Consider the following 10,627-nt stretch of genomic DNA (forward strand, 5'->3'; position numbering starts at 1 on the left):
GGCTGGCAGACGATTCCGTTGGAGGGTGACGCTGTGAGGCGGCAGCGCCCGTCCCCGGAGCATGCTCTCGGTGAGCTGAGCGGCCTGGTCGACATCCTCTCCGGCAGACAAGCACCCAGCGTACGGGTTCCCCTCTCAGAACTTGACCAGGCTTCCGAACTCTGCAGCCGGACGCTGTCGGACTGGTCGTGGCTGTGGCGTCAGCCTGGGCACTACTTACGACTCTGGTGGCCCAGGAAGCGCTTCCAGTTCGCGCTACTGGGGGGCGAAGGCCTTCGATTGGCTCGTGGGGCCGGTCACCAAGGGAGCTGAGGACCGATGAAGGTGATTACCTGGAACGTCAACAAGGCCAGCCTGTCCCGCAACGGCGTGTGGGAGATGCTGGAGCGTGAGGACGCGGACATCGTGCTGCTGCAGGAAGTGACCCGAATTCCTGATCAAGTCCTGCGACACTACAACAGCCATGCGCGATTCCCGAAGTTCTTCGGCGGGCACAACGCGCGATTCCAGACCGCCGTGCTTTCAAGATGGAGGATGAGCACGACGCCGTTCCTGACGTCCGAACTCGATGGCGTCAACAAGTTGCACGGGGCGCGCTACGGCTGGATCCACGAGTGCGCGGTCTACGACGACGAAGGCAAGCGCTACCAGGTCGTTTCCGTTCACTCGCCGGCTTTCGCCGTTCCCCGGGACGCCGAGGAGATCGACGACAGTGATTTCCGGGCCATTAAGTTGAAGAACAACCCGAAACTCTGGTTTACCGAGATCCTCTGGTCGTTGCTGAAGAACGCCAGCCTCGGCGACGAGACGAACTGGATCGTGGGCGGCGACTTCAACAGCTCGGTTAACTTCGACAGGCCCCACGACCGTGGCAACCGGGAGATTATCGACAGGCTGAATGCTCTCGGATTGACGGACTGTCTCTCGCACCACAACGGGCATTCCGTTCCGACGTTTCAGCACTCAAGCAAGTCCGCTGAACACCAGCTCGACTATCTCTACGTGAACAAGCCTCTGCTCAACCGCCTGACGAGCGCGCGCGTGCCGGGCCGCGAAGAGGTGTTCGACACCCATCCGCGAGTGAGCGATCACCTTCCGATAGTGTGCGAATTCGATTGAACGAGGAGTTCGAGCGAATCGACGGGCGTGCGTGCCGTTCCGTGTTTCACGACAGGTCCGCGAGCGCCCGGAGCGTCTTTCGGAAGGTCGGCGTCAGTTTGCGCCGCTGGCGACGGAGCTCGAGGCTGGCGTTTAGGGTCGTCGCGGCGTGATCCTCCGGCAAGGTCACTTCTCCGAGTTGCGTGGTGAGCCAGTTCGCCACGTCGGACCAGCGCCACAGCCGATACCGGCCGCGCGGATCGGTGACGGGAGGCGGGAATCCTCCCGGACCGCGGGCGCCGGTGACAAGGAGCCGAACGCTCTCGCGAGTCCGCCCGATACGGGTGGCGATGTCCGTCATGGAGACGAGGCCGGCGTCGGCAACCCGCACGACTTCGGCGCCGGCGACCCGTTCGACGTCCGTCACCGCAGACAAGATTGCCTCGTCGAAGCTGGGCGCCTCGCGATCGAAGTCTATGTACTGAATTCCATCGGCACGGCCGACCGTCCCGTCGTTGCACCCGGCTTCGAACAGCATGTCGATATACGCGGCGTCCTGCAGGTCGGGACCGTCGACGATCAGGGTGAAGTGGTGTAGCGGCATCTAGGAACTCCTCGGCGTCTTCGGATTCCACTCGTGCGGGCAGTCTCGGATACGCCGTCCACAGAGGCGGGGCTACGTCCGGCGAGTTTCGGCAGTGCCGAGTCCCCCTTGGTGCCCCAGGTTCCGACGGCGGTACTACCGGGCGAGGGTTGCTCGCATTGACGTTGCTGGTGCCGGTGCGTACAGTTCGCTGCCCAAGCGGTTACGAGGTCCGGGAACAGTACATGTCATCCGGCGTCGGATTCATCGAGAGCGTGGCGATCCGCGAGGTTTGGCCGAAGGAGCATATCGACTTCACGCCTTGGCTCGAAACGAACATCGGCGATCTCGACAAAGTCCTCGGGCTGGGGTTGACGAACGCTCGGAGGGAGGTCGGAGCCGGGGACTTCAGCATCGACCTCGTGGCGGAAACCGACTTCGGCGATGTCGTTATCGAGAACCAGTTCGGGCGGAGTGACCACCGCCATCTCGGCCAACTCATTACCTACCTGGCGCAGCGGGACGTTCAACGAGCGATCTGGATCGTGGAGGAAGGAAGGCCAGAGCACGTCAAGGCGGTAGAGGCCTTGAACGAGCGCGGCGTCGGGCAGATCTGGATGGTCACGGTCCGAACCGTCAGGATCGGCGATTCCCTACCAGCTCCGCTGTTCACGGTCGTCGCCGAGCCGTCTGAAGACGCGATGCCCAAGGGCAGGGCGGATCCGGATCTCACGCTGGCGCAGCGTCAAAGACGTGACTTCATGGCCGCTCTGTTCGCGCAGGCGCGAGATCAAGGGATCGACTCGCCCTTCAAGAACCTCAAACCGGACTACATCGGGTTGCAGGACACACCTGCGAGGGGTTCGGGACTGGTCTACCGCGTCGCGGTCAACCGCCGCGAGTCCCGTGTCGTCCTCACCAACAAGAAGGGCCGATGGACGGGGGCGCTCGCCGTCCTTCTTGAGAACCGACAGGAGATCGATGAAGCCTTCGCGGCGTGCGGTCTGGCGCGGCCACTCGAATGGACGGAAGGGGTGACCGCAGGCCGGTGGGTAATCCGCTACGGGGTAGACGTCAACTACCGGGACAGGCCGGACGAGACCAGGATGCTCGAACTCAACCGTGCCGCGGCCGCGATGAAGCGCGTGTTCGACCCGCCGTCCAGGGACTTGCCCCTCAGCTTGAAGAGGAATCCTCAGAACCACCGGCCGAGGCTGTTGGAACCAACTGAGGACCTGACCTGCACGATGACAAGTCGGAGTACGGGCCGATGACGGGCACGCTAGTCGGATACGACCCCGGCGGCAAGGGCAAACATGGAATTGCGCGAGCAACGGTCCGAGACGGGGAAATCGTCAGGGTGACAACGGAGACCCTCGACGACGTTGAGGACGTAATTGCATCAATACTCGACATCAGAGCGCCCTTGGGGCTCGGCGTCGACACCCTCACCTGCTGGGGTACCGGTCCCAGCGGCTGGCGGCCAGCCGACCGTTGGCTTCGAAGTCGGTACCGCGATGTGCAGAACAGCGTTGGGTCGCCGAATTCCCTCTACGGAGCCATGAGCCTTAACGTGGCAGCGTGACCTGCACGCCCTACCCACCGCTTCCGACGAACGTCTGGTGCAGCCGTGCGGCAGAACGGCCTACATGTGGCCCGAATAGATCGAGGACAGTCCAGCAGTCGCCGCTGTCGGTTGTCTGTCTACCATCGAGAGGTCGCGACGGATGCCGATTCACCCGATCACCGGGTACCGCGCGGCTAGACTGACTGGCACGATGCTGACCATGTACGACCCGGCGCACCCGGGAGAGACTCTCCGAGATGTACGGCGCCGTAGCGTCGTGTTGCGGCGGCGGCGACTGCATGGTTGACCCATCCGAATTCCCGATTCTCTTCGGCAAGAAACGGCCCATAACCGGGCTGGCGACAGAACTTGCCGCGCTCAGTAGAAGCGAGCTGTGCCGGGAGTACGAGGAACTCCGGCGTTGTGCACCGAACCGAGGGTTCAGAAAGAAGCCCTACCTCGTCAAGGATCGGGAGTGGACCAGTAAAGACGAGAGCAACCGCTTCGAGGAACGCTTGGCGATGGCGCTCTGCCACATGGAGGGCTGGCGGTGTTCTCGCATGGGCAACTTCCGGGTGCTTGACCGTCAGGTGCCGTTGCAGGCCAAGAAAGTTGACGTGGGTATTGGCGAGGTCGACTTGCTCGGTGTCACCGATGCTGGACGGCTTGTTGTGATCGAGCTGAAGGTCAAGCCCGAAGGAGAGGGACGAGCGAGAGAGGGCAATCCCGCGGCCGCGTTGGTGCAGGGGTTGCGCTACGCCGCGATCATCTCGGCCAACCACGAGGTGATTGCGAACGACGCAAGACACCTTTTCGAGGCAGACGTTTCTGAGGACCCGCCGATGGTCGTCGTTCTGGCGCCGCAGGCATGGTGGCGTGACTGGTTGGAGCCGCCAGGGTCAACACGCAAGGCGATGGGGGACTGGGAGCAGGAGTTCGATCGGTTGGCGCGAGACGTCGAAGCGCGGTTGGATCTCGTCGTCGAATGCCTGGCGCTGGAAGACGTTGAGCCGTCGGAGCTTGCCGGCGCTACGCCGCGGCTTGACAGCGAGCTGAAAGTGTACGGAGTTCACCTCGTCGCGGTGCCTGCCATCGGCTCGGCCCTGGCGTCCCTCCGGTCTCATCCATGAACGTCAGCGGCAGGATGCGGTTGCGCATCCATCGGGGAACGAAGGAAATCGGCGGCACGTGCATCGAGGTTGAGGCGCAGGGCAGGCGCCTGGTGCTGGATGTAGGTCTTCCGCTCGGCGCTCCCGACGATGAGGGCGCGAAGACGAACCTGTTGCCGGCCGTTCCGGGCTTCCGCTCACGGGACGACAGTTTGCTCGGCGTCATGATCACCCATCCGCACCCTGACCACTACGGTCTGGCAGGGCAAGTCCGGTCGGACGTTCCGATCTACATCGGTGAGGCGGCGCATCGCATGTTGAATGCGGCAAGCCCGTATGTGCGAGGCAGCCAGACCTTGGCCGCCCCCCGCTTCATCGAGGACCGAAGACCCATAGATGTCGGACCGTTCCGGGTGACACCGTATCTGGTGGATCACAGTGCATTCGATGCCTACGCGCTGCTGGTGGAGGCGGACGGCAAGCGGGTGTTCTACTCGGGTGACTTCCGCGGGCACGGGCGCAAGCGCCGGCTGTTCGACGCAGTGACCGCGAGCCCTCCCAAGGACATCGACGTGCTCCTCATGGAGGGAACGACGATTGGCCGGACGGGGGCGGACGAGACGTATGCCAGCGAAACGGAGCTGGAACACGCTTTCGTCCGGGCATTCCGGGAAACGCCGGGCCTGCATTTCGTGTGGACGGCGTCGCAGAACATCGACCGGTTGGTGACGGTCTTCCGTCAATAGGGAGGATCGACCATGAGTCTGCTCGGGTATCTTGTTTCCCGCGTCGCTTCCAGCCGTGAGGAGCCGGCTGCGACGCAGGCACTCGCTTACGTCCTCAAAGCATCGACGGGTGTGGCAACGGCGTTCGTTGACACAGTGGGCCGCACCGGCCTTCCGGCGTTCAAGCTCGGACTGATCTCCGCCGAAGAGCAGCACGGGAATGACCGTCCAGATCTGACTATCCGGGACGCGAATGGTGTCGTTCGAATCCTCGTAGAGAACAAGTTCTGGGCCGGACTGACTGAGGCACAGCCGCTCGCTTACCTCGAAGAATTGCCAAGCGACGCTCCTTGCGCGGTCGTCTTCGTTGTGCCGCACCAGCGCATGTACGGTCTCTGGGGCGAGCTTAGGGACAAGTGCCGGCGTAACGGAGTTGAGCTCGCAGCGGAATCCAAGGCGGACAACATCACTTGGGCGCGAGCCGGTCATCGGACCCTGGCGATCACCAGCTGGAAACACGTCTTGGCCACGTTGGAACACGCCGCCAAGGCCGAAGGACACACTGCTCTTCAGCAAGACATCGTTCAACTTCGTGGACTGACGGACCAGATGAACTCTGGCGAGTTACTTCCGCTACGTGAGGACGAGGTAACGGACGTGAGTGTGGCGCGCCGCATGATCAACTACACCGGCCTCATCGAAGAGGTTGCCAGCCGTCTCGTGGTGGATGGCGTCGCCGAGACGAAGGGCCTGCGACCGAGTCACAACTACACCGCGGTGGGCCGCTACCTACGCCTGCATTCGAAGTTTGGCCTATGGCTGGGGGTGGAGCTTGAGGCGTGGCGCGACCGGGGCATCACCCCGATCTGGTCGCAACATGACACGAATTCCTCCTTTTCGGGCGTCGAAGGGAAGATCCGCCAGGTCAGGAACCTGTTCGACGAAGCGCAAGAGGCTGACGGCTGGCTGTACATTCCGATTCGCCTCAAGACCGGTGCTGAACGGGACCGCGTGGTCGATGACGCCGTTCGACAGATGCGCGGCATCGCCGACACACTCCTCAAGGAGTTTCCGGATGAGTAGCCGCTCCTCACGGTCCCGCTCGCTCCAGAGTCGGCTGAATCCGCGGCGGACCGCGGGCGCAATTCGGGCGCCTCGGCGTTCCTAGCTGCTCTTGCGTCGCTCCTCGCGCCACCGTTGCTGCTGCCGCATGGTGTGCAGAGCGACCGGGGCAATGGCCCGGACAACGAGGAAGATGAGCAACCAGGAAGAACCAAGTCGCAGGAACCACCCAGCGAGCGAGTACCACTGGGGGCGTCGGCGATCGTGTTGATGGACAGAAGCGACACCCGGCGCACGATACAACGCTTCTTGCGCCAAGCGACCGTCCGCGATTGTCGGCAGACAGCAACGGCGTCATAATGACAGCATGGCTGTCCAAATCACGGTGCGCAACGTCCCTGAAGCGGTGCGCGACGAGCTCGCGGCCCGTGCCGCACTGGCCCACAAGTCGATGCAGGAGTACTTGCGCGGAGAACTCGAAAGACTGGCATCGAGGCCGTCCATCGATCGATGGCTAGAGAGGGTGCGTGAGCGCCAGAGCACCACGGGGACGCGTCTGCCGGCCGGCGAGATTATTCGCCACCTCCACGCCGGCCGCCGCTGAGATCCATGCCGCCGGTCGTCGTCGACGCATCGGTGCTCGTCGCGGCGGTGGTCGATACCGGACCCGACGGCGACTGGGCTCGCAGCGTGACGTCCGAAGGGCCCCTGATCGCGCCGGAGCTGGCCCCGGTTGAAGCCGGCAACGTGCTGCGTCGGGCTGAGTTGGCGCGTAGCGTATCCGGCGCGGAGGCGACAGCAGCCTATCGGGACATCGTCGACCTGCCAATCGAGTTGTTGCGTTTCGCACCGTTCGCGGCGCGGATCTGGGAGCTGCGTTCCAATCTGACCACCTACGACGCCTGGTACGTCGCGTGCGCAGAGGCGCTGGCGGTGCCTCTGGCAACGCTCGACGCCCGCCTCGCCCGGGCACCGGGGCTCTCGTGTAGATTCCTGCTGCCCGACTCGGGCTCGGCTTCATCAGGGGAACCCCGGTGAGCGGACAGCCCGGGGCCACTGGGTCGCCGATCCTGGACGGGTCGTGGCGATCGAGCTGAAGGTCAAGCCCCCGGAAGGAAAGGCGCGGGCGAAAGGGGGGCAATCCCGCGTGGCCGCGCTGGTGCAGGGATTGCGCCACTTGGATGTCTGAGAGCGCGACGATTTCGCCCGGGATACGGCAGCGCTCGTCCCCGGAGCATGCTCTCGATGAACTAAGTGGCCTCCTCGACATCCTGTCAGGCAGACGAGTAGCCAGCGTATGGATTCCCTTCTCAGTACTTAACCAAGCTTCCGAGCTCCGCAGCCGGACGCTGTCGGACTGGTCGTGGCTGTGGCGTCAGCCTGGGCACTACTTACGCCTCTGGTGGGCCGGGCGAGATCTGACGAATCAGCGGCGCGACGCGCACAATCGTCGCGCCTCGTCCCTCTTGGCGTCGGATCCGGCCCTTGCCCATCTGAACGAGGCCCAGCGCCACGCCGTTGGCAATCTTGATGATCGCGTTTTCGTAACGGCCGGGGCTGGTTCCGGCAAGACGCGGGTAATCGTCGAGAAGGTGCGCCATGTCGTGCGCACCGGTGCGGCTCGGCCCGACGAGATCGCCGTCATCACGTTTACGAACAAGGCCACCGAGGAAGTCCGAGGTCGTCTGCGGGGCCTTGACGGAGTGACCGTCGAGACGATCCACCGGCTTGCCATGCAGGTCATCAAGCAGCAGGGTCTTCAACCGCCGCGGATCTCACAGTTGGCCGAGGACCGGAGCACCCATCGCCGGCTGGCCCTCATGTCCCAATGGCTCGACGAGACGCTGGCCGAGAAGCCCGAGCTGCTCCTCGAAGTGTATGAGCGAGCCGAGGCCTTTCGTCGGCACCACGGAGCGGGCGGCGCCGCACCCCTGCCACTAGTTCCTCCGGGAGGCACGGAGGTCAAGTCGCTTGGAGAAGCCAGAATCGCGCTGACCCTATATTCCTGCGGAATCGCCTACCAATACGAGACGGAGCTGGTCGTTCCCGAGCAACTCAGTACGGACGCCGGGAGACGCTACCATCCCGACTTCTTCATTCCGGACGATCCCGACGAGAAGAATCCTCCTCCTGAAGCCGGGATCTGGCTTGAGCACTATTCGCACGATCGCCATGGCAACCTGCCGCCCGAGTACCTCGAAAAGGACGGCGACGCTCATCGCCGCTACAACGAAGACCGCGAATGGAAACGAAGCGTCTTTGCAGCCATGCGCCTGCGGTACGTCGAAACGAGCTACGGGGACATCGAGCACGCACGAGCGGGCGGAGAGGGCTTCAGCCACCTGCTGGTGCGGCGACTCAATGCGCACCGCCGGACACCGATTCCTACGCCCGATCCACGCAGCGTCGACACGCTCCTGCGTACCGTTGTCGACAGTAAGGGCAAGGGTGCGCGACGCATGGCACGTGAACTCGATGCATGGATCCGTGCGTGGCGCCAGAGCTCGAACAGGAGACCGCCGATGGCGCCACCCGGTCTCGGGCGCGACGGACGCAGTGCGGCCCGGGCACTCGAACGGCTTGCGCGCCCGGTGATGGCCCGCTGGGAGCAACATTTACAGAAGAACAACAAGGAGGATTTCGAGGCGTGATCCCCCGGGCCACGAGGGCGCTGGAGACGCCCGGGGCAAGGTGCCCCTGGAGAGTCGTCTTGCTGGACGAGGCGCAGGACATCAATCCGGCCCAGGCCGACTTCATCGAGGCCCTGACCGGCCGATGGTCGCCCGACAATTCCGCGCGTCGGGCTCGCCTCGACCGGAACGGCTTCAGCGACGAGCGCTGGCCGGGAGCAGTGAGTCTTGGCTCCTGCCGCTTGACCCCCCGAGGCCAGGCCGTGCTTGGCGACGCGCCCGGCATCTCCGCCACAGATGGACCCACAGCGGGGCTCCTGTGCGTCTTGAAGCGAATCTCGGAGTCCCGCGCTCGCGCCGGCGACAAGACGGAGGGATCTGCGCTCGTGCTGTGCCGGCAGAATGCCGGTTTGGCCGACCGTGCGCGGAACCTCGACACGCGGATCGCGGACCTCTTGCGTGAATGGGATTCCAACCCGGCGAGGCTCCCGGACTACCTCTGGGGCAAGTCGGCAGAGGAGTTACGACGCGGGGCAGAACAGCGAGTCCTCAAGCAGGAGGGGTTCCATCATGCCGCCGTTCACGCCGCCGCCTTGAAGGCGGGAGTCAAGATCGATTTCGCCAGCGTGCACAAGGCAAAGGGACGCGAGGCCGACTACGTCGTCGTGCTTGATGCTGGACCCGGAACAGTGGCCGAGCAGGCCGAAGTACGCGCCCTCGACGAGGCGCTCGCGCCAATTCGGGGCAGGCTCAGCGAGGCCGAAGAGGAACACCGAATCGGGTATGTCGCACTTACTCGAGCGCGCCGAAAGGCGTACCTGCTCCTGACCGGCGCCGGCGAGGAGCGATCGCTCTGGGGTCACACGCTTTGGCGCAACGAGCATCGCGAGTACGACGTGAGCGAAGAAGAACTCGTCGAGCTACTTGAGCCCATTCGGCCCGATGAGCCGTGTCCCGCCTGCGAGCTTGGCGGGACGAACCGCGAAACGCTGGTTCTCAGGAACGGGAGCAATGGCTCCTTCGTCGGTTGCACAAGCTTTGGGCGCACCAGCCATTGTGGGCACACCGAGCGTGCCTGCGAGAACTGCGGCAACGGCATCATGGTCCGCGACGGCCATGGTCTCAGCCGCTGTCACGACCGCCGATGTGGTTGGGAAGTTCCACTATGCAAGTGCCCAGTGCCCAAGCCGATGAGGACAAAGCCCCGTCGTGCGGACGGCCACCTGTTCCTGGGTTGCCAGGACTTCGGACGGTCTGGAGGGTGCGGAGCGACGAAGAATCTGGATTGGCGAGAACATCTGGACGCGTAAACGAAAAGCGAGGACCAACCGTGACGGGGTGGCACTGCGGTAGACGGCCCACAGGACGAGGGGGCTCGCCCGTGACGCCCGGTCACGGCAACAGGCGCTGAACACGGTAGGATCAGAAATGGAGGAGGGCAGCATGGCTGTCGTGCACATCGAGGCGGAGATCCCCTGGCGAATCGGTCGGGCAGATGGTGAGCATTGGGTCGGCATCTGCGATCCGCTCGAACTCACCGTCGAGTCCGAGACGTGGGCGGACCTGATGGAGGACATCGCGCTGACCCTCGATGCGATGCTCCACGACCTGCTTTCCAACAACGAGTTGGATCAGTTCTTGCAGGATCGTGGCTGGACCGCCCACGGCCCCACGGACGGTGCCGAGGCTGTCCGATTCGACGTCCCGTTCATCCCTGCACTGGTTCAGCCGGATGATTCGACGGCAGCATTTCATCGCTAAGATCCGGTCTTTGGGCTACGGTTACAAGTCGACGCAGTGGGCTTGATCCACTTTCGTGGACACATTCCGAAAGGCGGATACGATGTCCACGA

11 protein-coding genes are annotated in these 10,627 nt (G+C 63.9%); 10 read left to right on the forward strand and 1 reads right to left on the reverse strand.

Features of this window, described 5'->3' with window-relative positions; genetic code table 11:
- Positions 1–318: 318 nt before the first annotated feature.
- Positions 319–1,119 (forward strand): endonuclease/exonuclease/phosphatase family protein, encoded by an 801-nt coding sequence (locus F4Y45_18630; GenBank protein MXY26522.1) that lies wholly within the window; start codon positions 319–321, stop codon positions 1,117–1,119.
- A gap of 46 nt (positions 1,120–1,165) precedes the next feature.
- Here F4Y45_18630 and F4Y45_18635 read toward each other — a convergent pair whose 3' ends face one another.
- Positions 1,166–1,702 (reverse strand): DNA-binding protein, encoded by a 537-nt coding sequence (locus F4Y45_18635; protein ID MXY26523.1) that lies wholly within the window; start codon positions 1,700–1,702, stop codon positions 1,166–1,168.
- Positions 1,703–1,926: 224 nt separating this feature from the next.
- Here F4Y45_18635 and F4Y45_18640 point away from each other — a divergent pair, with 224 nt between their 5' ends.
- The 9 genes from F4Y45_18640 (at position 1,927) to F4Y45_18680 (ending at position 10,535) form a co-directional block, all read left to right on the forward strand.
- The gene (locus F4Y45_18640) at positions 1,927–2,955 is read left to right on the forward strand and encodes a DUF4268 domain-containing protein (GenBank protein ID MXY26524.1); all 1,029 of its coding nucleotides are present in this window, start codon (positions 1,927–1,929) and stop codon (positions 2,953–2,955) included.
- A 550-nt stretch (positions 2,956–3,505) separates the two neighbouring features.
- The gene (locus tag F4Y45_18645) at positions 3,506–4,378 is read left to right on the forward strand and encodes a hypothetical protein (protein MXY26525.1); all 873 of its coding nucleotides are present in this window, start codon (positions 3,506–3,508) and stop codon (positions 4,376–4,378) included.
- The gene (locus F4Y45_18650) at positions 4,375–5,103 is read left to right on the forward strand and encodes an MBL fold metallo-hydrolase (GenBank protein MXY26526.1); all 729 of its coding nucleotides are present in this window, start codon (positions 4,375–4,377) and stop codon (positions 5,101–5,103) included. Before F4Y45_18645 ends, F4Y45_18650 begins: the two co-directional genes overlap by 4 nt.
- A 12-nt stretch (positions 5,104–5,115) precedes the next feature.
- Positions 5,116–6,165 carry a hypothetical protein gene (locus F4Y45_18655; protein ID MXY26527.1) on the forward strand — a complete coding sequence of 350 codons (1,050 nt, stop codon included), beginning with the start codon at positions 5,116–5,118 and terminating at the stop codon, positions 6,163–6,165.
- Between the two features lie 346 nt (positions 6,166–6,511).
- Positions 6,512–6,748: a hypothetical protein gene (locus tag F4Y45_18660; protein ID MXY26528.1), complete on the forward strand. Its 237-nt coding sequence runs from the start codon at positions 6,512–6,514 to the stop codon at positions 6,746–6,748.
- A gap of 5 nt (positions 6,749–6,753) precedes the next feature.
- On the forward strand, positions 6,754–7,182 hold the full coding sequence (locus tag F4Y45_18665) for a type II toxin-antitoxin system VapC family toxin (GenBank protein ID MXY26529.1): 429 nt from the start codon (positions 6,754–6,756) through the stop codon (positions 7,180–7,182).
- Positions 7,183–7,325: 143 nt separating this feature from the next.
- On the forward strand, positions 7,326–8,795 hold the full coding sequence (locus tag F4Y45_18670; GenBank protein ID MXY26530.1) for an AAA family ATPase: 1,470 nt from the start codon (positions 7,326–7,328) through the stop codon (positions 8,793–8,795).
- Positions 8,624–10,084, forward strand: coding sequence for a hypothetical protein (locus tag F4Y45_18675; GenBank protein MXY26531.1), 1,461 nt, complete (start codon positions 8,624–8,626; stop codon positions 10,082–10,084). Before F4Y45_18670 ends, F4Y45_18675 begins: the two co-directional genes overlap by 172 nt.
- Positions 10,085–10,217: 133 nt before the next feature.
- A complete protein-coding gene (locus F4Y45_18680) occupies positions 10,218–10,535 on the forward strand; it encodes a hypothetical protein (GenBank protein MXY26532.1) in 318 nt (105 codons plus the stop codon).
- Positions 10,536–10,627 lie beyond the last annotated feature (92 nt).

The sequence above is a fragment of the Acidobacteriota bacterium genome (genome assembly GCA_009838525.1).
Classification (GTDB): Bacteria; Acidobacteriota; Vicinamibacteria; order Vicinamibacterales; family UBA8438; genus VXRJ01.